Annotated in this window: 21 protein-coding genes and 1 tRNA gene; 13 read left to right on the top strand and 9 right to left on the bottom strand. The window is 53.6% G+C overall.

All coding sequences use genetic code 11. From position 1 onward, the window contains the following. Positions 1–50 precede the first annotated feature (50 nt). From yajC to queA, 3 genes are read right to left on the bottom strand one after another with little or no spacing between them, the layout of a single operon-like run. On the bottom strand, positions 51–389 hold the full coding sequence (gene yajC / locus QZR14_RS11050) for a preprotein translocase subunit YajC (RefSeq protein ID WP_007916913.1): 339 nt from the start codon (positions 387–389) through the stop codon (positions 51–53). Between the two features lie 43 nt (positions 390–432). Next, positions 433–1548, bottom strand: coding sequence for a tRNA guanosine(34) transglycosylase Tgt (gene tgt / locus QZR14_RS11045; protein ID WP_162130185.1), 1116 nt, complete (start codon positions 1546–1548; stop codon positions 433–435). Between the two features lie 14 nt (positions 1549–1562). Then, entirely contained in the window at positions 1563–2627 is a 1065-nt protein-coding gene (gene queA / locus QZR14_RS11040) for a tRNA preQ1(34) S-adenosylmethionine ribosyltransferase-isomerase QueA (protein ID WP_311996549.1), read from the bottom strand. A 107-nt stretch (positions 2628–2734) separates the two neighbouring features. Here queA and QZR14_RS11035 point away from each other — a divergent pair. From QZR14_RS11035 to QZR14_RS10990, 10 genes are all read left to right on the top strand, one after another. Next, positions 2735–2819, top strand: a tRNA-Leu gene (locus QZR14_RS11035). 164 nt (positions 2820–2983) lie between these two features. Then, positions 2984–4225 (top strand): tyrosine-type recombinase/integrase, encoded by a 1242-nt coding sequence (locus QZR14_RS11030; RefSeq protein WP_311996548.1) that lies wholly within the window; start codon positions 2984–2986, stop codon positions 4223–4225. Positions 4226–4501: 276 nt separating this feature from the next. Continuing rightward, positions 4502–5341, top strand: a complete 840-nt coding sequence (locus tag QZR14_RS11025; RefSeq protein ID WP_311996547.1) for a hypothetical protein — start codon at positions 4502–4504, stop codon at positions 5339–5341. Between the two features lie 98 nt (positions 5342–5439). Next, the gene (locus tag QZR14_RS11020) at positions 5440–5721 is read left to right on the top strand and encodes a helix-turn-helix transcriptional regulator (RefSeq protein WP_311996546.1); all 282 of its coding nucleotides are present in this window, start codon (positions 5440–5442) and stop codon (positions 5719–5721) included. Further along, a complete protein-coding gene (locus tag QZR14_RS11015; RefSeq protein ID WP_311996545.1) occupies positions 5718–6023 on the top strand; it encodes a hypothetical protein in 306 nt (101 codons plus the stop codon). Before QZR14_RS11020 ends, QZR14_RS11015 begins: the two co-directional genes overlap by 4 nt. 534 nt (positions 6024–6557) lie before the next feature. Next, positions 6558–6842 (top strand): hypothetical protein, encoded by a 285-nt coding sequence (locus QZR14_RS11010; protein WP_192562312.1) that lies wholly within the window; start codon positions 6558–6560, stop codon positions 6840–6842. Beyond that, positions 6839–7111, top strand: coding sequence for a DUF3077 domain-containing protein (locus QZR14_RS11005; RefSeq protein WP_311996544.1), 273 nt, complete (start codon positions 6839–6841; stop codon positions 7109–7111). The genes QZR14_RS11010 and QZR14_RS11005 overlap by 4 nt, the downstream gene beginning before the upstream one ends. Continuing rightward, positions 7108–10011 (top strand): DUF927 domain-containing protein, encoded by a 2904-nt coding sequence (locus tag QZR14_RS11000; RefSeq protein ID WP_311996543.1) that lies wholly within the window; start codon positions 7108–7110, stop codon positions 10009–10011. The genes QZR14_RS11005 and QZR14_RS11000 overlap by 4 nt, the downstream gene beginning before the upstream one ends. A 230-nt stretch (positions 10012–10241) precedes the next feature. Beyond that, positions 10242–11084 carry a chromosome segregation protein SMC gene (locus QZR14_RS10995; protein ID WP_311996594.1) on the top strand — a complete coding sequence of 281 codons (843 nt, stop codon included), beginning with the start codon at positions 10242–10244 and terminating at the stop codon, positions 11082–11084. Between the two features lie 313 nt (positions 11085–11397). Further along, positions 11398–11763, top strand: a complete 366-nt coding sequence (locus tag QZR14_RS10990) for a histone-like nucleoid-structuring protein, MvaT/MvaU family (protein ID WP_311996542.1) — start codon at positions 11398–11400, stop codon at positions 11761–11763. A gap of 209 nt (positions 11764–11972) precedes the next feature. Here the strand turns inward: QZR14_RS10990 and QZR14_RS10985 are convergent, their stop codons facing one another. Next, positions 11973–13667 carry an AAA family ATPase gene (locus tag QZR14_RS10985; RefSeq protein WP_311996541.1) on the bottom strand — a complete coding sequence of 565 codons (1695 nt, stop codon included), beginning with the start codon at positions 13665–13667 and terminating at the stop codon, positions 11973–11975. Positions 13668–14052: 385 nt separating this feature from the next. Here QZR14_RS10985 and QZR14_RS10980 point away from each other — a divergent pair, with 385 nt between their 5' ends. Further along, positions 14053–14724 (top strand): hypothetical protein, encoded by a 672-nt coding sequence (locus tag QZR14_RS10980; protein WP_311996540.1) that lies wholly within the window; start codon positions 14053–14055, stop codon positions 14722–14724. A 289-nt stretch (positions 14725–15013) separates the two neighbouring features. On the opposite strand, the gene QZR14_RS10975 is transcribed toward QZR14_RS10980, so the two are convergent. The 3 genes from QZR14_RS10975 to QZR14_RS10965 form a co-directional block, all read right to left on the bottom strand. Beyond that, positions 15014–15880, bottom strand: a complete 867-nt coding sequence (locus tag QZR14_RS10975) for a DNA adenine methylase (protein ID WP_311996539.1) — start codon at positions 15878–15880, stop codon at positions 15014–15016. Between the two features lie 62 nt (positions 15881–15942). Then, on the bottom strand, positions 15943–17565 hold the full coding sequence (locus tag QZR14_RS10970) for a hypothetical protein (RefSeq protein WP_311996538.1): 1623 nt from the start codon (positions 17563–17565) through the stop codon (positions 15943–15945). 1032 nt (positions 17566–18597) lie between these two features. Then, on the bottom strand, positions 18598–19893 hold the full coding sequence (locus QZR14_RS10965) for a DUF4062 domain-containing protein (protein ID WP_311996537.1): 1296 nt from the start codon (positions 19891–19893) through the stop codon (positions 18598–18600). Between the two features lie 417 nt (positions 19894–20310). Here QZR14_RS10965 and QZR14_RS10960 point away from each other — a divergent pair, with 417 nt between their 5' ends. After that, complete coding sequence (locus tag QZR14_RS10960; RefSeq protein ID WP_115984401.1) at positions 20311–20640, top strand: hypothetical protein; 330 nt, start codon at positions 20311–20313, stop codon at positions 20638–20640. Positions 20641–20652: 12 nt separating this feature from the next. On the opposite strand, the gene QZR14_RS10955 is transcribed toward QZR14_RS10960, so the two are convergent. Next, positions 20653–21021 (bottom strand): PH domain-containing protein, encoded by a 369-nt coding sequence (locus QZR14_RS10955; protein WP_034156100.1) that lies wholly within the window; start codon positions 21019–21021, stop codon positions 20653–20655. 45 nt (positions 21022–21066) lie between these two features. After that, positions 21067–21813, bottom strand: coding sequence for a hypothetical protein (locus tag QZR14_RS10950; RefSeq protein WP_311996536.1), 747 nt, complete (start codon positions 21811–21813; stop codon positions 21067–21069). Positions 21814–21937: 124 nt separating this feature from the next. On the opposite strand from QZR14_RS10950, the gene QZR14_RS10945 reads away from it, so the two are divergent. Further along, the gene (locus tag QZR14_RS10945) at positions 21938–22297 is read left to right on the top strand and encodes a hypothetical protein (RefSeq protein ID WP_311996593.1); all 360 of its coding nucleotides are present in this window, start codon (positions 21938–21940) and stop codon (positions 22295–22297) included. Positions 22298–22399 lie beyond the last annotated feature (102 nt).

Below are 22399 nucleotides of genomic sequence, written 5' to 3'. Positions count from 1 at the left end.
TGAACGCGGGGCGCCTTGCGCGCCCCGTCGATTGAGTAGAAGTTGGAACCTTAGATCGCTTTCAGCGTGCCTTTTGGCAGCGTGGCGGCGATGGCGCCTTTCTGGAACTTCATTTCCACGGTGTCGGAAACTTCCAGAACCACGAAGTCATCGGCCACTTTGGTGATCTTGCCGGCGATGCCGCCGGTGGTGACCACTTCGTCGCCCTTCTGCAGGCTGCTCAGCAGGTTCTTCTGCTCTTTGGCGCGCTTGGCCTGTGGACGCCAGATCATCAGGTAGAAGATGACCAGGAAGCCGACCAGGAAAATCCACTCGAAACCGCCGCCCATTGGGCCGGCAGCAGCCGGTGCAGCCGCGTCAGCCATGGCGTTAGAGATAAAAAAGCTCATTTAGCACTCCAGTTGCAAATGTTGAATCTTGGGGTCAGAAAACTCAGTCCAAAGGCGGAACGGGGAGCCCGCGTTTGGCGTAGAAGGCATCGACAAAGGCGGCCAATGTACCCTGTTGAATAGCCTCGCGCAAACCAGCCATCAGCACCTGATAATGGCGCAAGTTATGGATGGTATTGAGCATGCTTCCCAGCATTTCGCCGCACTTGTCCAGGTGATGCAGATAAGCGCGGGAGAAGTTCTGGCAGGTATAGCAATCGCAGGTCGGATCCAGCGGCGATTCATCATGGCGATGGAACGCGTTACGGATCTTCAGCACGCCTGTATCAATGAACAGATGCCCATTGCGGGCATTACGGGTTGGCATCACGCAATCGAACATGTCCACACCGCGGCGCACACCCTCAACCAGATCTTCCGGTTTGCCAACGCCCATAAGGTAACGAGGTTTGTCAGCCGGCATCATGCCCGGCAGATAATCCAGGACTTTGATCATCTCGTGCTTAGGCTCGCCTACCGACAGACCGCCGATAGCGAGGCCATCGAAGCCGATCTTGTCGAGGCCTTCGAGCGAACGCATGCGCAGATCCTGGTGCATGCCGCCCTGCACGATGCCGAACAACGCTGCGGTGTTGTCACCGTGAGCATTTTTCGAACGCTGAGCCCAGCGCAGCGACAATTCCATCGATACGCGCGCGACGTCTTCGTCAGCCGGATATGGCGTGCATTCGTCGAAGATCATCACGATGTCAGAGCCGAGATCGCGCTGCACCTGCATCGATTCTTCCGGGCCCATGAACACTTTGGCGCCGTCGACCGGAGAGGCGAAGGTCACGCCCTCCTCCTTGATCTTGCGCATCGCGCCGAGGCTGAACACCTGAAAACCACCGGAGTCGGTGAGGATCGGGCCTTTCCACTGCATGAAATCGTGCAGGTCGCCGTGTTCCTTGATCACTTGGGTGCCAGGGCGCAGCCACAGGTGGAAGGTGTTGCCCAGAATGATTTCTGCGCCAGTGGCAACGATGTCACGCGGCAACATGCCCTTGACCGTGCCGTAGGTACCCACCGGCATGAACGCCGGGGTCTCGACGGTGCCACGCGGGAAGGTCAGACGACCGCGACGGGCCTTGCCATCGGTGGCAAGGAGCTCAAAGGACATTCGACATTCGCGACTCATTCTGTTTCCTCTGGGCCTGTGTCTTTAGGGGCCGTCGGTGCGGGATTGCGGGTGATGAACATGGCATCACCGTAGCTGAAAAAGCGGTAACCGTTGTCGACGGCAGCCTTGTAGGCCGCCATGGTTTCGGGATAACCGGCAAACGCCGAAACCAGCATCAGCAGCGTGGATTCCGGCAAATGGAAATTGGTCACCAGGGCGTCGACCACATGGAACGGCCGGCCCGGGTAGATAAAGATGTCGGTGTCGCCGCTGAACGGCTTGAGCACACCATCGCGCGCCGCACTTTCCAGCGAACGCACACTGGTGGTGCCGACCGCAATCACTCGACCACCGCGCGCACGGCACGCTGCGACTGCATCGACCACGTCCTGGCCGACTTCCAGCCACTCGGTGTGCATGTGGTGATCTTCAAGCTTCTCGACGCGCACCGGCTGGAACGTCCCCGCGCCCACGTGCAACGTGACAAACGCGGTCTCGACGCCCTTGGCGGCAATCGCTTCCATCAGCGACTGATCGAAATGCAGCCCGGCGGTCGGCGCCGCCACCGCGCCCAGACGCTCGGCGTACACGGTCTGATAACGCTCGCGATCCGAGCCTTCGTCCGGGCGGTCTATATAAGGAGGCAACGGCATGTGCCCGACGCGATCGAGCAGCGGCAACACTTCTTCATCAAAGCCCAGCTCGAACAACGCGTCATGACGCGCGAGCATCTCGGCTTCGCCACCGCCGTCGATGAGAATCTTCGAACCCGGCTTCGGCGACTTGCTGGAACGCACATGGGCCAGCACGCGGTGCGAATCGAGCACCCGCTCAACGAGGATTTCCAGCTTGCCGCCCGAGGCTTTCTGCCCGAACAGCCGCGCCGGAATCACCCGGGTATTGTTGAACACCATCAAATCGCCCGGGCGCAAATGCTCAAGCAAATCAGTGAATTGACGGTGTGCGAGGGCGCCGCTCGGCCCGTCAAGGGTCAGCAGGCGACTACCGCGACGCTCGGCCAAAGGGTGGCGGGCGATCAGCGAATCAGGGAGCTCGAAAGTAAAGTCAGCAACGCGCATGATGGGGTTCGTCTAGCAGGGCCGGAAAGTCTAGCGGAAATATCGAAAATTCTCTATGTACCTGATTGACCGACGGTAATCTCATCTCTATACTTCGCCGCCATTGAGCCCTGATGGCGGAATTGGTAGACGCGGCGGATTCAAAATCCGTTTTCGAAAGGAGTGGGAGTTCGAGTCTCCCTCGGGGCACCACATAGCAGTATCTGAGAGTCTCTACCAGCCTCTCAGACCCAGAGAAACCGGCCACTTGGCCGGTTTTTTTGTGCCTGTCTGTCTACCGCTGCCTCCCCTTATTCGTTGTATCCCTGTATCCCTGCTTGTATCCTGAGAAAAATACCGAACTTTGGGATACAAGGATGAAGCGCGCAGACATCAAGCGCCGACCTCTCGCCGACACGACACTTGCGGGATTGGAGCCGGAATCAAAGGAATACAGGGAGCTGGACGGAAACGGCCTCTACTTCAGGGTTAAGCCTGATGGTGGCAAATCCTGGCAGCTCCGCTACAAACGTCCGGCGGGCAATTGGGCTTGGATGGGGCTAGGGGGTTACCCAGAAGTAAGTGGTGCGTTGGCACGGGAAAAAGCTGCTGAACTGCGCAAGGTCGTAAGTAGCGGGGCCGATCCTCTCGAACAGAAGCGCTCTGCCAAAGCGGCGATTGATGCTGCCAAGACCCGGACTTTCCGAGCCGCAGCTGAAGCTTGGCTCAAGGCCAAGGAAGAAAAGGGACTCGCCCCGTCCACGCTTAACAAAATCCGCACCTACCTCGACAAGGACATACTCCCAGCGCTGGGAGATAAGCCCCTTGACGAAATCACTCGTACTGACTGTGCAGAACTCCAAGCATCTCTCGAAGCCCGGGATGCACACAACGTGGCAGAGAAATGCCGCACGTGGATCAATCAGATATTCGGACGAGCCATCGGTCTAGGCCTCACGGAAAACGATCCAGGTAGCCGTCTACGAGATATTGCAGCTCAAGCCCCGAAAACCCAGCAGCATCCGCATTTGCTGGAGCCTGAGTTGGCAGAGTTCCTCCAAGCACTCAAAAATACCCCAAGCAGGCTGACGGCTCGAACTGCGGCATGGCTCTGCATCTGGACCGCATCCAGACCTGGCATGGTCCGGTTAGCTGAGTGGAAAGAGTTCGACCTTGACAGAGCAATATGGACGACGCCTGCCGCCAAGATGAAAATGCGCAGGGACTTTGTGTGCCCACTCCCTAGGCAAGCTCTTTCCGCACTCAAAGAGCTCCATTGCCTTACCGGCCGCAGTCGCTGGCTATTCCCTGGAGTTGGCGCTAAGAATCCAACGATCAGTGAAAACACCATCAACAAGGTCTTCGCGACGATTGGTTACAAAGGCCGGTTGGTTGGTCATGGGACTCGTCACACAGCAAGCACCCTACTCAGGGAACACGGATGGCCGAAAGAGCATGTCGAAGCGCAGCTTGCTCACAAAGAAGAGGGAATATCAGGGGTATACAACAAGGCCCAATACTTTGAGCACAGGGTGAAAATGATGCAGTGGTATGCAGATCACCTTGATGCGTTAGCAAGCGAAAAGGTGATCAAAGGACACTTTGGAAAAGCGGTATGAATGCATCTATCCATACCACCCTCAAAATCCATGTAACGAGTGTTACTCGTGTAACGCCGCCGGCCAAACGCCCGGATTCATTGGCTTTCAACCCCGTTACACTCCAGCACGCCATTCCGTACACTCGATGTAACGCACACCGATTGTGTAACGCCACATCAAGCCTATTGCCGGCTGCGGGCCGACATTCACACTTGACCATGGCGCCAATCTCGCTGGCTACGCCTCCTACTCGCAGGGCGTGGGACAACGCAACGCACTTCGAGAGCCATTGGCATGATTGATACCCACCCAATCTTGCACTCGGCGCTAACCGCTGGCTTGATTCAATATCTCTCAGAACAGCCGCTCTACGAGTTCTGCAATGAACAGATTACTGACGCTTGCGAGCTTATCAATCAGTGCTGTATTCGCATTCAGACCGGCGATATCAGCAGCGATCAGAGCAGCATGTGCATCCAGACAACGTTGCATGAGGAGGCTATTTTTCAGTACGCCTCAACCGACAAAAAAAACCGTCTTGCACATTGGGTTCGCCAATACAGCAGGTGCCATTCAGCCTCGGAACGCGAGGCATATGCAGCCTACGTCATGGCCTGCGCAGTAAAAGCGCTGAGCGTCTTAGCTGATTGGATGCGCTCCACCGAACAAGAGGCTTGGTCACATGTTGCCGAGCCGCCGACGGATTGGCCGTGGGATCTTTATTGTCAGGTTGTGGAAAGACAGGTCGATCCTAACGAACGTATAGAAGTACTGGACCAGTACGTGCTGTTTCTGGAGCCCATAACGTCCCTACCCTGCTTGATCAGTGACGAGCTGACCCCTATCGCTTACAGAGCAATCGAGAAGGCTATCCGCACTAAGGGCGGCATCATCAGCGGATTGGAGCGCAAAGAAGAAATCGGCGCACGGGATACAGCAATTATTAGGCAAGGCCGACACTACGTGTCTAGCGGAATGTCACGGCGAAACGTGACCACGGCGGTGCATGCCTGGCTTGAACGGGAGGTAGCTAAACCACTCCAACAGCGCGCCAAGTGGGTTACACCGGAAACCGAAAAAGCTCTAACCCGCAAAAGCGTAGAGGAGATCCTCAAGCGCAATTTTGTGGTGTGACCGAAATTTCAATGTCATTTCAAATGGAAGTGAACTGCTCACAGCAGAGTCGCTTCTAGATCATTGCTCTCAGTCCTAACCTGTTGAGAGCAAGACCTATGAAAGCTTCTAACACCGATCTTTTCCGCGCCAACACTACGACTCACAGCCCACTTTTCGATGCCACTTCAACTTTGATCCGCATGCCCGAAGTTGAGGGCATCGTGGGCATGAAACGTTCGACCATCTACAAACTAATGCAGCGCACCGACTGCGGCTTTCCACAGCCCGTCAAACTGAGCAACAGCAACGCACGCGGTGCCCCTGTCGCCTGGGTTCTTGCCGAGGTTCAAGCGTGGGCACGGAGCCGCATTGAGGCGCGCGACCAGGTGGCTGCATGAGCCACAAAACTGCAAACAACGCCTTAATGCACCCCTTCTCCGTACTACGTCAGATCGGCTTTTCGCCTCGTGTTATGCAGCGTCTAGAACGCTACCGCAGCCAACAGGACAAGCAAGGTCGCGTTGTAAGCGTGCTCAGCTGGGCCGACGGCACCTGGTGCGCCCTCTCCCTCCACTGCGAAAAGATCGGGGCCGTAGTCGTCGACGAGGGTCAGCAAATCGATGCCTACGAAGACGCCCGCTCCATGCTCAGCGGCGGATTTCTGCCCCTTCTCTCCCTGCGCTGGGAAGCCCACGCCTGAAACGAAAACGCCTCCGGGGGCGATCCGGAGGCGTTGAGGTAAATCTACATGCACGAACAATTTATGCCGCACCTGAAAAAACCGCAAGCCATCAGCGCAGTTGCACTTTGGAAAAACGGACGTTACTCTCTGGCCGTCGCTGCAAATTCAGCGATTGGGCTTGGCGGCCCTTACAGTACAAGGCGCAACAGCGCCCCCATTACGATTGCAGGCGCTTTTTTTGTGCCCGCATTCCCGTGTTATGGCGGGTTGCGTAGGAGCACCCTCGGGTGCGCCGGTCTCCTTGTACGCCGGTCCGCCAATCCTGCGCAATCCGTCACCCTAATCTGCTTGGCGGCAGACGGTGGCGGTTCCTCAGTACAAGGAGCCTTCACAAATGCAACACGCCCTCAATCCGTCCAAAATTCGCGCCGCAGCACATCGTGCAATGGCTCTCGCCGCTTTACACGCCAACTCAAGCCTCGCTACACGCCTCTCCCGCTACAACGCTCACATGGCCAAAGCCCGCGCGCTCGAAACCGCAGGCGGTGCTCAATGAACAACGCCCTGAGTTTTGCCCTGCCCGAAGATCTGCTCTGCGTGAATCCGAGCGCAGAAGCCGGCGTGCCCATCGACGCCATCACCTGCGCGATTGACCGTGCTGACTCAGTGCTGACGCTGCTGGAGGATCACTTCGAGAACGAATCCTCGCGCCTTGCCAACCACGTCATCGCCGCCGTCCTCTGGGACGTGCGCGGCACCCTCGGCCTGATCAAAACACTGGCCATGCACGGTGACAACACTTCGGCCCCTGCGGTGCAGAAAGGCGGTGCCCTATGACCACCTCCACCACGCTGAGTCACGCCACCTTTTCCCGCGTTAACGCTACTGACCTCAAGCTGTTTCGCGTCAATGCCGGTGTGCCAGTCGAAGACGCACTGGAGATGGTGTCGTTGCTTCAACATCACGCGAACCAGCTCACTTTCGACGCGGCCATGAGTGACCAAGGCGAGCGTTTCAGTTGGCCCGCCTTGTACCTGGGCGAGATGGCCAAAGCGCTGATTGACGACATCAACGATGCGCTGTTTCTGCCGAGGGCAGACACATGAGCCAACGACCGAACAACGCTAAACGCCCGAGCTTTGCCGACGTGAAAGCCGCCGCGCTGAAAGACATTGATCGTGTCTTGTCGCATTGGCTGCCCAACGGCAAGCGCGTGGACGGCGGCAAGGAATACACCGCTCCGAATCCAACCCGCAGCGACAAGCGCGCCGGTTCGCTCAAGGTCAATTTGAGCAAGGGCACCTGGGCAGATTTTGCCACCGGCGACAAAGGCGGCGACCTGATCGATCTGATGCGCTATCTGGACGGCGGCACCGACGTTGAGGCCTGCCACAAACTGGCGGCTTGGCTGAACGTTGCACCCGGCGCCGCCAAGATCGAGGCTGCCCTGAGTAAGCCCAAGGCAGCAACATGGAATGCGATCCAACCGATCCCGACCGAGGCCATGAACAAGTGTCCGGCCAAGCACCGTGATCACGGTGTGCCGTCCAAGGTCTGGATCTACCGTGACGCGCAAGGTCAGCCGCTCATGGCGCTGTATCGCTTCGACCTCGGCCCGGATGAAGACGGCCAGCCAAAGAAGGTATTTGCGCCCCTGACATGGTGTCAGCGCGCCGATAGCCAAACCAAACAATGGCGCTGGCAGGGTCTGCCGGATCCGCGTCCGCTGCTGCGCCTAGATGAACTGGCCCAGCGCGCTGACGCAGCGGTGGTTCTGTGCGAAGGCGAGAAAGCGGCCGATGCCGCCGCCGAGCTGTTGCCGACCTACGTCGCCACCTGCTGGCCGAATGGCTCAAACTCCTGGCACAAAGCCGACCTGACGCCGCTCAAGGGACGCGACGTGGTGTTGTGGTCGGACAACGACGACAGCGGTAAAGCCTGCATGGCTACCGTTGCCGAAAAGCTGCGCGAAATCGGCGCCGCTTCGGTCCGGGTCATCGCGCTGGAGGTGTTCAAACGCAAGCCGACGCTGAAGAACGACCGCGCCGCATTTGCCAAGGGTGGTCAATGGGATGACGGCGACGATGCCGCCGATGCACTCGGCAAAGGCTGGACCGCTGCGCACTTCGTAGAGCTGGAAAGCAGCGGCGAGCTGTTCGGCATGATCGAGCAAAGGGCGGTTGCTACTGCGGTAGAACCCGAACCGGAACCGAAGCCTAAAGCAGCAGCCAAGCGCTCGGCCAAATCGAAAAATGACTTGATGCCCGGTGGTTTTCGCCTGACGCCCGAAGGTGTGTTTTATGCCGGCGACGACGGCGAAGCGCGCCCGGTGTGTTCGCCGCTGGCAATCCTTGCGCGTACCCGTGACGAGAAGGGCCACAACTGGGGCTTGCTGGTCGAGTTCGATGACCCCGACGGCACCAAGAAACGCTGGAACATCCCGGCACGCACGATGACCGGCGACTTTGGCAAAGACGTGCTCGGCCCGTTGGTGGACATGGGGTTGCGTTTGGCCGGCAGCCGTTCGGGGCGCAACGCACGCAACGATTTGCAGAGTTACCTCGGCGGCTTCGACAGTGCGCAACGTGCACGTCTGGTCACCCGTTTAGGCTGGCACGACAACGCCTTTCTGTTGCCGGAGCAGCAGGTCGGCACGCACGCGGAACACCTGCACTTCTATGAGGCCGGCGCGCAGCTTCCGCCGATCAGCGAAGCGGGCACGTTGGAGCAATGGCAGCAGCAAATCGGCGCGCTGTGCATCGGCAATCATCGCTTGGCGTTTGTCGTCGGCGTGGCCTTCGCCGGTCCCCTGCTGCACATGCTCGGCCATGAATCGGGCGGCTTTCACCTGTATGGCGATAGCTCCGGTGGCAAGACCACTCACCTACAAGTCGCCGCCTCGATCTACGGCGGACCGCGTCTGGTGCGCTCATGGCGATCGACCGACAACGCGCTGGAGTCGATCGCTGCCGCGCATTCGGACGGACTTCTGGTGCTCGATGAAATCGGCATGTGTGATGCCCGCATTATCGGCGAAACGGTGTACATGCTCGGCAACGGCACCGGCAAGGCCCGCGCCAATGATCGAGGCCAAGCAGGCCGGCAGGTGCAGGAATGGCGCCTGCTGTTTCTCTCCACCGGCGAGAAGACCTTGGCCCAGCACATGGCCGAAGCCAACAAAGAGCTGAAAGCCGGCATGGAGGTACGGATGCTCGCCGTTCCGGCGGATGCCAGCAAAGGTCTTGGCATGTTCGACACGCTCAACGGTTTCGAAGATGCCGCCGCCCTGTCCGACGCACTCAAGGCTCGCGTAGCGAACTATTACGGCACACCGCTTACCGCGTTCCTGACTGCGCTGTGCGAACCCGGCAAGCGCCACGGCTGGGCGGCAATCCTGCGCCGCACGCTGGAAGGCTTTATTGCCCAAGCGCTCCCCGCCTCCGCCAGTGGACAGGCACACCGTGCCGCAGCGCGCTTCGGTCTTGCGGCGGCCGCTGGTGAGCTGGCCACCGCGATGGGCATCACCGGCTGGCCGGACGGTACGGCCACCACCGCCGCTCGGGTGTGCTTGAACGCCTGGCTCCACGAGCGCGGCGGCGCCGGTAACTTCGAGGGCGATGCGATCTTGGCGCGGCTGCGCCAGGTCATCGAACGCTTCGGCGAAAGCCGTTTCACCCGCTGGGAGTCGGCGGCAGCGAAGATCGACGAACACGGCCCGCGCACCATCGACCGCCTCGGGTTTCGCAAAACGTTGGAACACGGCATGGGCGACACCATGCACACCACCAACACCTACTACGTGCTGCCCGAGGCGTGGCGCTCCGAGATTTTCCGGGGCATGAACATCAACGCCGTGAACAAGGAGCTGTTGCAGCGCGGCGTGCTGGAGCCGGCCAGCGATGGCAAGGCATCGAGCTTGGTCCGCCTGCCCGGCCTTGGGCCCCAACGTTGCTACATCGTGAAGAGGATTCCGGGAACGGATGAGAGCGAGGCTCGGGCTGCCTGAAGGCACGTCCGCTGATCGAGGTAGCGCCGGCTGATTCCCGGCCTCGCCAGCCGCTCATTCAACCCACACCCATTTTTGAAGGAACAAGACAGATGAACGAATTCCAAACCTCCACCGAACAACACGAGCTGCTGGCCAGCGATCCAAATGGCCACGGAAATACAGGGTTTTCACTACCACTAGCAGCCAACGGCGAAGCGATAGCCGTATGCGAAAAGAAGCGCGTGTTGCTGGACAAAATCGCTGAGCTGGAGACCCACCGCGATAACCTATTGAGGGAAGCAGCAGAGCACTACGTGCAAATAGCTCCATTGGAAGCGCTCTTGGAAAACGAGGACGAACTCGATGCAGATCGACTGTATGAAATTCGAAAACAGTACAACACCCTCAAAATCCCTTACGACTCCTGCAAAACACGCGCTAGCCACGCAGACGCTCGAATTCGGCGACGCGAGCAACTGGTCAATCATGAAACCCTGATGGCGGGCTACGTCGAATCGATGACGAACTGGAAAGCCGACGAACAAGAGCTCAACGAGAAACGCGACAGCCTCAGCACCCGCTTGGCGCAGATCCAGCAGCAGGCAGAAGAGGACATAGCCAAGGCTCGGCAAGCCGAAACCGATGCAGCGACCGCTTATGCACAAGCCGTGGCCTGGGGCGACACCGAGGGCGAGAAAACCGCCAACGCCGACGCCCAGAAAGCTGCAAAGAATCTGGCGACTGCGAGCGAACACCATCGCCGGCAGCTTCTGATCATTGCCGCGCTGGAGCAGGAACTCGTCATCGTGGAACAACACATCGACGAGGCGCGGAAAGAGCACAAAACCATCGAAAGAAGGGCGTTGCTCCTGGCGCGGACGGTTCTCGAGGAGCAATGGAACGAGAAAGCTCAAGAGTTACTGGAGATGGGTGGCAAGCTCTGGTCTGCCATCAATCTTGTTGGTGGCGACCAAATCAGTCTAAGGAAATTGGTACTTCCTGAAGAAGGTGAAAATTTCCGCAACTGGACCAGCTCCGATTTGTGGCAGCGTGCCTCCAAATACTCAATCCAAGACGTTCTCACGTTGTAATGCGCTTAGCCACCGAAACAGCCTACGCAGGTAGGCTGTTTAACCTCCACAGGTTACAAAATGATCATTCAATTTGACCTTAGAAACACCCCCAACTGGAAAGACCTACTGAATGCACGAATAGTCTCCTTAAAGGAAATGCTGGAATTCGTGGACAAACCTCGCATAAAAACGAAAGTCGAGATTCTCACCGTGAAATTGATAAAAGCCGAGATCATCAGCATCCGAGAGTATCTTAAACTGTCAGAATAGCGCTGAACTTGTGAGCCGCACGAACATTCAAACTGTCATCAAACAAATGTAGGAATCAAACATGTCCAAACTTGCCGAATACCGCCAGCTCGAAAAGCACCTCGCCGAACAGCTTCAGGCTTTGGAAGCACTGAAGAGCGATGGCGCGCTGAAAAAAGAGATCGAGTTCGAAACCAAGCTGCGCGAGTTGCTCAACCAATACGGCTTCAGCCTCAAGCACATCATCAACCTGCTGGATCCGCAAAGCACGAAGCGCGCTTCAACACCAGCGGCGGCACCTGGCAAGCGTAAGCCTCGCGCTCTGAAGGTCTACAAAAACCCGCACACCGGCGAAGTGGTCGAAACCAAAGGCGGCAATCACAAGACGCTGAAGGAGTGGAAAACCAAGCACGGTGCTGACGAGGTTGAGAGCTGGTTAAAAAAGTAAAATAGCGTCACCTGAAAAAGGGCCCATCCGGGCCCTTTTTAGCTATTCTCACATCATAAATCCCTTCTCCTACCTTCCTCTTTGGACCCTCGCAAACGCTGTGATGAGCACCAGGCTTCGACGGTTCTAGGATTGCCTCGGCGGATCGTGCTCACCGTCTTCTATGCAATAAATCCCATACACCCCTATGAAGTTCAGGACTGGATTTTTTAAAGATCGACAATGAAGGATAATTTTGCTCTTTCTACGCCATAACCTTGCTCTAAAGTCGCGACAAGCTTATTTTTAAAAGCTTTGCGAAAAAGTTCTGTTTGAGCAGCGTTTTCGGAAATCCAACGCTTCCAAGGATTATGTATTTTTGTACTAATCTTCAGTAGTTTTTGCAGCTCCTTATGCTTGTAAAATTCCTTGAATATCGTACGCAGCTTTTCTTTGCTTTGTTTGTCTGCCTTTTTCATTTCGTAATATTTTTTTAGATACTTCATCAAATCGATTTCATCTTCTTCTATTTCTAATGCATCGACGATTGCAGTGGAAATACGGTCGAAGACAGGCTTATTAAAATTTATCCTGTTCACCCACAGCGGATCGTTTGCTGGAAGATTGTAAAGGAATTCGAAGATTATCTTGTCTGGCGCTAATGGACTAGGGAGTAGTATTACACTACCGACCGCTTCAGCATTTTCGACGTCGCCATCAAGCACAATTAAGCTTTTCTTTGTAAACTCGGGGATTTTATGTTTTATGAGGTGCAAATAATTCCCACACCCTAAAGAGATTTCATCCAATGTTGTTATAAGCTGCTTTATCGGGCTTCGATAAAAAATCAAATTAAATAGATCGTAACCCTCGCGATCTTCGAAGTACACATTAACTTTTGGCAGCGAGAGATTTGGCGCCACATCGATAGTCTGAACCATAAGATCAGAATAAATATCAGTCCATGAATAATCTTCTTTGACCTCTACAGCGCCATGCGCGTTGCTAAGATAAATAGTTTTGAATTTTCTTTGGTAGATCTTACTGAGCTCATGGACCTTCTCGATAATAGTTGGCGAATGAGATGTCATTATTACTTGAATATTTAGCTCTTCGCACTCTTTCACTAAAAGTTGAATTAGATTTGCTTGTGCAGCGGGGAATAGTCCAGCGTCCGCTTCATCTATAAGAAGCAAACCTCCATTATAATCTTTGTACTCATCTTTTAGCTTCCTAAAAGACATTAAGGCTAGAACAATCTGCCCAGCATTATCTTCCCCTGCGGAAACAGAATCCTGGTCGTAATTATCACCGAAGGCTACCGCGGAGTTGATCATACCCCCAGTAGCCGTTACATGCCTCGAACGCTTCCCCAAAAGCTCATTATTCAACTTTACAAACTTTAGTCGATGAGTATTCAAATACTCCAGATCTACGGCTTTATATCCTTCCCTAAGTGCGATAGGCATTAAACGCTTCAAACTCAAGTAAATTACGGGATGCGTTAAGTTGCGACTGGTTTGTTTCTCAGGGATGGTGTCATTGTTGCGAACAACAGGGCGAGCAATTTTTTTTCCACGCCTGTATAACCTAAGCTCGGGAGAAGCATTTTTCCCAGTATACCCATCAATTATGTCGACTGAAATATCCATTGAGCCAGGCGGATCAAACTTTTCTGAAAATCGAAAGTGTTCGCTTGGAAATGACTTGAATGACTGTCCGGATATTGTTTTGAAATTAATTGACGTGTCATCTATGGGATTCTCTTCAAAGCTGAATATTTGTGCAGCTATACCAAGAATCGAAGATTTAGACGTTCCATTTTTCCCACAAACAACGGTAATTTGTGTACCCACATCGAAATCGATGGTTTCAAGCGCCCTGAATTTTTTAATGTGAATGGCCTTGATACGAGTTGTTGGCATATGACCCTCCCTGAGTTTAGCTCCAAAAGGCGCTGCCATTAAACAGACGCCAAATTCCCATGAGTATTATGAGCACCTCACTTTGCTGGATCATAAAGCCATCATCGTTTGCACGAAAGAGATGTTTTATCTGCGAAGCGGCTGCACCCTAATCGAGAAACGAGACATGGAACTGCTCTACAACCAATAGATTGCCCCCACGAATCGAGGAAAATCCGCGAAGGTCGCTTAGCGATGCTCAATCACTATTGACAGATGATGTGCAAGCTGGTCGATTGTATTCGCATGCACTGGTGCCATTTCAGCACATCGCTGATTCGCTGTATCACCAGGACCTGCCACCCAACGTCGTCCCACTCGCAATCTAGACAAGGAGATGCTTCACATGGGTCAAGCTAAGCAACGAGGTAGTAAGGAAGAGCGAGTAGCTCAGGCTAAACAGCGACCAACGAAAGATCCTATCTCTCAACCTGCCTCGCCGGCGGCGATGATGAAGGCACTCATGGATTCGCAGAGCTTGAATCCTTTGTTCGATAGACTTACAACACCAAAAACTATTGACGATCGTGTATCACAGTTTGCAAAACAGCTCAGCGACTCTGCTCCAATATATCTGGATTGCGAACCTGAGCTTTGGAGTCGACAGAGCTGTTGCGACTTAAACGTTAAGGAATACATCCGTGAACGTGGTGGTAGGATGCTTTGTGGATACAGAATCTGGTATGCCGAGCCAGAGTACATCGAGGGAGAGCGCCATGCAGTTTGGACTGACGGGGAAACGATGCGCGACGTCTCGTTTGTCGACACAGGTGAGACTCGTGTTGTATTTGTTCCGGACGATCACGGTTTCGATGATGCACCAGGGAAGGTGAGATTTGCATTCGAAGAGGCTGGGAAAAAAGCTTTAGCAGCGCATGAGCTTTTAAGTGGGATTATACCTGTCGAGAAAATGGCAGATGATAAAGCTTGGAGCTTTTACCCTACCTACGAGTCTTGGCTAGCTGGTAAGCGCATGCCGAACATGGTTTTGAGCACAAGAAGCGAGGATAACGCTTAGTGTTATTACGACAGAAACTGCGTCGCACGCGGATCGCTTCATAACGAATGCTATGCGACTTTAACCACACAGTGGTCGCGGGAGGTGGCTGATAACAGCAGTCATTACGGCGGCCGCTTCACTGAATGCAATGTGCGCGGAAAATCATGTATTGCACTTTCACGCTACATGCGACCTTTAATTTATCACTGTATGCAGTACGCCCCTACAGAAAGTTTAAACACTGTAGTCGCAGCACCCTCGAATCGCACTAATTACCGAACAGCCGAGAGTTCTAAAGAAGAGAAAACTAAGAAACTTTTTGACTCAAGCCATTTTCCGGCGCTATTATTTTAGGCCCATAAATCATCACCTCAGAACCTTTCTTTTTCTGCTGCGCTGTATAGCTAAGAAAATATTCGTCCTGCCGATAACATGAATAAATTTCCTTGATTTCTCGGACATTATCGTACGAGACAATCCAAGGTTTATCGATATCACTTAAAGCGTTAGCAATCTGAACATGGTCGTCATGAACGTAAAAATTACGATAAAGACCTGAGCCTTTGATGTAATATGGAGGATCTAGATAGGTAAGGGATTTTGGGGGAAGAGTAGGTATAACACTACCAATAAAACCGAGCGCATCTTCATTATAAAGTCTAATTCGATTTTTGTACTTCCCAATCAGCTCAATTCGCTTAATCAAATCGATCTTATTATAACGCACGTCAAGCTTCCACTTTCCAGCCTGATCTTTTCCACCGATAACGCCTGCCTTCAGGATTCCCGAGCGATTAGTTCTATTAAGGAAAAATGTAGCCATAGCTAAATCAATGACAGAGCAATCCTGAGGGTTTGCTAGAACAGCTTTAAACCTATGCCAATTTTCCATCGTAACAGGGGTGTCATTAATTACTCTACTGATGTCATCAGTATGATGTACCACCGACTGCCAAAAAGCAAAAATTGCTGGATCCAGATCATTGATATGAATAACGGAAGCATATTCGTGAAACATGAGCTCTAGCGCGACCCCCGCGCCTCCAGCATAAGGTTCAGCATAATGACCATCATGCAAGTTATTCACTTCAAATATATTTTTAATGAAGTGAGCAAATTTTCCTTTACCACCTGGGTAACGTAGCGGAGTGGAAAATACCTTAGAAGCGCCCATGAATCTGATCCCAGCCAATCAAGCGGTACATGAGAACACATATCAAGATATTTTCCAATGACTTAGCTCCAGATAGCTTCCAGCATTGGCCGATACTCCTCGGCGATGTCTTTGAGCTCTGATGGCACTGGTGCGCCATGTGCGCTATGGACAAACAGGTTGAAATGGTCAATCGAGCCCGGTTGATCGCTTGAGCCTGCCCTTTTGAAAATAGCCTTAGCTGGGCCAGTTGCAATCAAATTGTTCGCTTGTAAATGTTTGATAACTGCTTGGACCTTTATGGTCAGTTTGTCCCCACCTACCCCACCGCGCACTTCATGATTAGTATCCCATCGAAGAATTGGTTTGCCTAAATCCTTTTTTAATTTTATATATTCATCGCAAGTAGTTTCCAAGAACACTCGAAACGTAATCGCAGTGGCATTTGGGCATTCATCGACCTTTAATATTGTACGCAGCTCTTTGTATATCGCGTTAATTCGAGTATTGGGGATTTTCAGCGACCATGGTGTGAGGAATTTCCTTGCTCGAACCTGAGGTTTAGCTCGAATATCTGGATCTTTTTGAAGTTCTGTTTTTGAGAGTTCAACCTGCTCAACCTTACCAGTGTCAAGTGCACCTGCCACAGGCGCCTGTGGAGCGACGACTTGTGCCGAAGGGACGTTAGAATCAGTGACCTCACTGCCAGTAATTATGCCTGTCGCAAGACCTTCACCAGACTCGGTGGGAAGCATGGACGCTTCTTGACTATTCTCTAGGTTTTTCTGATCTTCTCCAAGCGTACTTCCATCAGCGCCTGAACTATGTTTTGGTTGCTCTAATTTGTTCCGGGATTTTGCGGCCTCCGCCAAGGCATGAGGAAGAAACTCTTTCGGAATATGTCCAAGTGTTAACTGTTGGTTTTCATGTTTGCGGACATCGTTGACGTTGTATCCATGTGATACAAACATCTCCAGCAAGAATTCAAGCGATGGAGCGATGTACTCAAGCGGAAGCTGTGGAACTATAGCCTTATTCTCGACCTTCAGGCGAAAAGTGCTCTGACCTAGGCTGGATGCGAAAATTCGAGTAAGCGTAGTGACGTCTACTTCCATAACATCTAGCGCTGCTTTAGCAGAAAAAATATGCTGGTTGTCATTAACGAGATTTCGAATCTGGCGGCCAATGGATTCGACTCCTGTCTGGCGAGCGCGACGCTCGTCCCGAATATCGCTATCCCAGCCTACTCGGCCAACCCCCCGGTTTTCCCCGGTATGCTTCAGTTCGATCCACAAGTCACCCGCGGCTCGACTTGCCACTACACTACATTGCAAGTTTTCTGGAATGCCGTTATTCAGCTGGCTGTGGGCTTTTGCAAAACCTTTATACCCACGGTCGGAGGGACAGAGATCCGGACGTTGTAATAGTTTAAGTGCCGTAAGTCGACGATTACCCTCAAGCACAATGAAGTTACCGTCTTGGTCCGGAGTCACAAGCTGAAGCTCTGTGGGATCAAGCCCGTTCTCAACGATGTGCTCAGCCAGTCTGAGGATTTTCTTGGCGTCGTCAGGATTGGACAGCATCAGCTTGATCGCTTCGCGCTGGTTGAGCGCAATATCGTTGCCGAATCGAACGTTTTCCTGGTCGAGCTTTATCTTATCCAGCGGGATGACCCGAATGTCCCGCATCATAACTTCACTATTCATTTTTCACCCAGATGCGTCCAATGCTGGCAATATAATAATACATCCCGAGAATGTACGGAGCCTAATATGATGAATAACTTTTCAATCTACGCTGCCGATTCTCTTGGATAAATCGGCCCAATTCCTGTCTTCCTGCAGTCGTCTCATTGTCCGACATATGCTACCCCCGTTCCTCAGCTGACTGGAGACGTCAAGAAAATCCGGCGAATTTTCTGGTCAGTCGCTGCTGAGGCCGGACAGCTAATATCGAAAACGAATGGTCGTTGCTAACTGACAAGTACGTATGCGATGAGACTACGTTCCTAAGTCATTGGTGTAAGCCCTTTTTTCCCGTCTTCATTCGCCCTAAGCGTTACACCTATGGGGCAAGTAACACAACTCAAGCCTTACGTAAGAAAGCAGTGTTACTTTAATAATCCTCAATAAATACAATGCATTAGCAATGGTTGTTACACCAGTAACATGCGTAACACCGGTTTTCAGGGGGTGCCTACCCCTCTCCCCGGGAGCATCGCTTCCCCCAGCGGAAGAAAGCTGCAACTCCCATCATCTGCTAGGGGGCTTGGGGTTTCTTTTGGACATGGGGTAGTAAACCCCGGCGGGCGAATAGGACTTATGCACCCGATCTTGAGCGCCGAAGACAACCGGGGACCCTAGGTGTATCTGAAGGACACGGGGTCGGAAACCCGCCGGACCTTGTTAGCGGGAGACCTCCCTGCTTAGTGAACAGGTGAACACGGTGAACTGCCTGTTCACCTGTGCATCTGCACTACGAAACAATCGATCCAAGGCCACCATTACCGGTACGGTAACGATGTCCTTTTTTCTTCAAGATCCTTTCAATTTCAACGTTGAAATTTCAGTAAGCCGCAGCGTCTTCCGCTACCACAGCCCCGCGGGTTTCCGACCCCGTATAAATCCAAATTACTCAGGGTCCCCAGCCAGTTTTCCTGCCCAGCATCCATACAGGACCTAATCTGATGCAGAGGCATTGCGAAGGGAGTGGTCTCCAAGTCTCGCAGTGGTCTGTGGTCACATCGTAAAGTTCGACATAAAGTCATCCGCTGTAGCCCGCACGCGCTTAAAGCCATACTTTGAAAGCACCAAGTCTTCAATCACGGCTGTAGAAGGTGAGACGTAGACAGCGGTGTGGGCTGAGCCTCGGCTTTGTAGAAGGATCTGAACATTGCCATCCCGTAACGAATGTCCTATTACCACTAAATCATTATGCGCAATTAGACTTTTAACCTTCGCAAATACCTGTCCTTGTGCGACGCGAAGCAAATCGTCGCTTGTAAGGATCAGTGTTTGCGGCGCCAAGGCTGAACCGACAAGTTTGTAGATAGTCAGGCCATCAAACTCATCGCCAGGTGCGGCGTCAAATGGATGAACCACTCGATAGGCCAACCCTTGCAGCTCACTAGCAAGCTCAAATAGCCTGTCATAGTTCGTAGTAACGATACTTCTGAAGACACGAACTGCTTTCATGTGAGCCGGAGTTGGCAGGACAGTTTGGGGAGTGTCTAGAACCTCTTTGATACGGTTCTCCAACGCCGCTCGTCCCACAACGGCTTCATAATAGGCAGCAACCTCACTGAAGTTGTAAACCATCAATTGGTTCGCATCTTGCTGCTGGCCCCATAGATCGTTTGCCAGAATGCCCATCAAAAGCAAGGCTGTTGGATAACCGGCAGCGACTGACATACCAGCTCCTGCGAGTAGCACCTTTTCGGTACTCGGCTTCAACATCGCGGCGCCTGCACGAGGTGCAGCTGAGGCGATCGTGCAGGCAGCAGCTGAGACGACCGTGCTGGCACCATAAGCCTCATCAGCACTCCTGACTAACTGCTTGAGCAATGCGTCGGTAAACAGACTATTCATGGACGCACCCACCTTACGAGCAAGCTCATCGGCCCATTCAAACTCCTGTCGAAACACGCCTGTGGCCCAATCGGACACCTCCCTACGTAGCGAATCACGCTTAACATCAACTGCAGCGCCGTAACGAAGCTTTTTCATGAATGCCAATACCACCTTGGAACCTTCGCGCGCGGCCTGTAGTTCAAGATGAGTAACGGATAGACCAGTGCCCGCACCATAGCCGTTGTCTGGCTCCCACCCGTAGCGGTCGCCTAGGATCAAAATGAACAAGTGGCACTGATCAATCTCAGAGCGGATGGTACTCCAGCTTGGGCGACCGACCGGTGACATGTCCTCAGCGTTGATCGGTTCAATACCCATGGATAACAGCTGCTGCACAACCGCACGACGCTCGTTACCCAGGTCCTCCATGGTGCTACTGATAAATGCGCGCAGTTTGTTAGCCACTGGCTTCCCTTAATTGATTAGTAAGTCGCTAAAGACTAACAGAAGAAGAAGATAGCGGCGTTGCGATAGCTGCGGCAGGCAACAGCCAAAGCCGTACAGGTCAGATGTATGCCCAACCAAAAACACTTTGAACATCCCCATACAAATCGGACATCTATGCCTCCGACTCAAAACGACGCGTGGTTAAAGGGGTTGCATGGTTCCCTGTAGTCTATTCACACTAGGGCAGCGCTCATGAGCATGTATCCCTATGTGTATCCCGAGATAGCAAACCTCTTTGTAAGCCTTGGTTTTACTGGAAGACTCCAGTCTCCCTCGGGCACCAAAATTAAGAGAGGTCTTGCTTAGCAAGGCCTTTTTTTTCGTCTGCCGGAAAGTGCCGCTGGCCGTCCGGCGAGATCCCACAAAGGTCACCCCATGGAAACGTCACTGGAAACAGTCGCCCTGTTCTCCCTCAAACTTGCTTACGAGGAAGAAGGCCTGAGCCCGATCCTGCGGGACGACATGGTCATGGGTGATTACCAGAAAGACGTGTTCGAACTGCTGGTGCGGCGCGGGGATGTCGAGACCATTCAGTTCAAGATGAACGAATGCCTGGGGCTGGCGATGAATGCATTGGGCGGTGTCGAGAAACCGCTGGGGCGCGAGTTGCACAAGTTGTCCGCTGAGTTCAGCGAGGCGCGTTCGCTGGAGCAGCTGGATCAGCCGCTCCTCGCGCTCAAGGGCTATTTGAAAGACATCTTGTAATGGGCTGAGCCGTTACAGCAGATGCTTGGAAATGTACTTGGATATCTCCACCATCGACGTCTTCCCGGTGAACTCGAACTTCACTTTCCCCAGTGACGAGAAGTAAATCTCCAGCTCCGAGTCCAGATCGAAGGTGCCCGAGGTTTCCACGGAGTACGCGACGATGTTCTTGTACGGCAGGGACGTGAAATCCTTCTTGCTGCCGGTAATGCCCTGAACATTGACGGCGATGATGCGTTTGTTGGTAAACACCACGCCGTCACGCATGGCCTTGTAAGAGTCGATCACTTCTTCGCCGTCGAGCAACAGCGCGCTTACGCGTTCGGCGTACTCATCGTTCTGCTTGAGTTTGAAGAAGCCTTTGTTGTTGAAGTCGATCATCTGTCCATCCTCATCTTCAAGAAAACATCCCGGTATTTCTTTGGTTCAACGACGGGCTTTCAGCACGCGGATATCGGTCGGAAATCCATCAGCGCCAACAAGCTTCTTCCAGCCCAGATACTGAAACTCACCCTTCTCATCAATGTAATCACCCTTCTCCACGGATCGACCGCCAACCACCGCCACGCGTTTGACTTCGCCACAACCGCCGTCAGAAGGCCGAACCGTATAGATCACATACGGCTTCACGTATTGCGTGGCGCGGAAGTATTGGCCGCAGATTTCGTCGACGGTGATCAGCATGGTCTTCAGGCGTGCTTCGCCGTCGGTGTCTTCGTGCAGTTTCAGGAAGGAGATGTCACCGACGTCGCTGTAGCCGAGGGCGCGGGCGCGTTGGTATTCGGGGGAGTTCTGGTGGGCGATGCGGCCTTCCTCCGCAGCACCTTGCATTTTCGCGGCGAACTCGGCTTTGCCTTGGGCGATCATTGCTTCAGCCTGGCCTGCAAAGTTTTCGCATTGCGCGAACTCCTGAGAATTCAGGTGATCAGGCGTCAGGTTGGAACGGTGTTCATTCATCGTCTGCAGGTTGCTTTCCAGTGCAAACATCACGTCATAAGCCGTGGTTCGACCGCTTTGCACATCGGCCATTTTCTCCAGCACGCGCTGGCAGTTGCCGGCGTAATACTTCCAGCTGTTTTCCGGGTGTTCTTGCACGGCGGCGAATGCCGGGGTCATTGCGACGGCGAGTGTGATTGCGCAGAGCAGGCGCAAACAATGGGTACTGACTGGCATAGGTAGTCCGTTACGGAGATGGGCAGTGGCGTGACGCTACTATTTTGCTATCTTGCCGTCCACTGCCAGTAACGAGGTCGCCAGGGCCTCGATGGAGTCAATTTTCAGAGGGAGAAACACCTTGATGGCCGTGTTGTACTTTTTCGTCTGGGCTGCCGTTTGGGCTTGGGTCGTGCAGACCCGTGGTGCCTGGAACCTGATCCTCGCCAACCTGGCGGGTGCCGCCAGCGGCTTCATCGTCGCGATGATTTTTTCTGTGGTCTGTTCGGGCCTTTTCCCTTCGCACGTGCCTCCTTCACCGGAAAACCTGGCCAGTAGCGTGTTGCAAATGATCACCACGTTCGGTGTGTTGGCGGGCGTCCGGATGTGGCTGGTCAGGCGTCCTCGGCCAGAGCATCCGTTGGCACGGCAACTTTTCGCTGGCATCTGTGGCTTGGCTGCGGGTGTGACGACGCTGGCGTTTTTCGCGCACAATTTCCACTGAGCGCCGCTATCGTCACTGGCATTACCCGTCTGTTTTGTTATCTTGCCGCCCATCGTCAGCGTTCACCTTGGGCGTGCGTTGATTTCAGGTTTTGAAGGTTTA

Origin of the sequence: Pseudomonas sp. rhizo66 (assembly GCF_031931925.1) — a bacterium.
In the GTDB taxonomy this organism is placed as follows: domain Bacteria; phylum Pseudomonadota; class Gammaproteobacteria; order Pseudomonadales; family Pseudomonadaceae; genus Aquipseudomonas.
The sequence above is the reverse complement of the archived record's forward strand: the minus strand, read 5'-3'. Positions and strand labels throughout refer to the sequence as shown.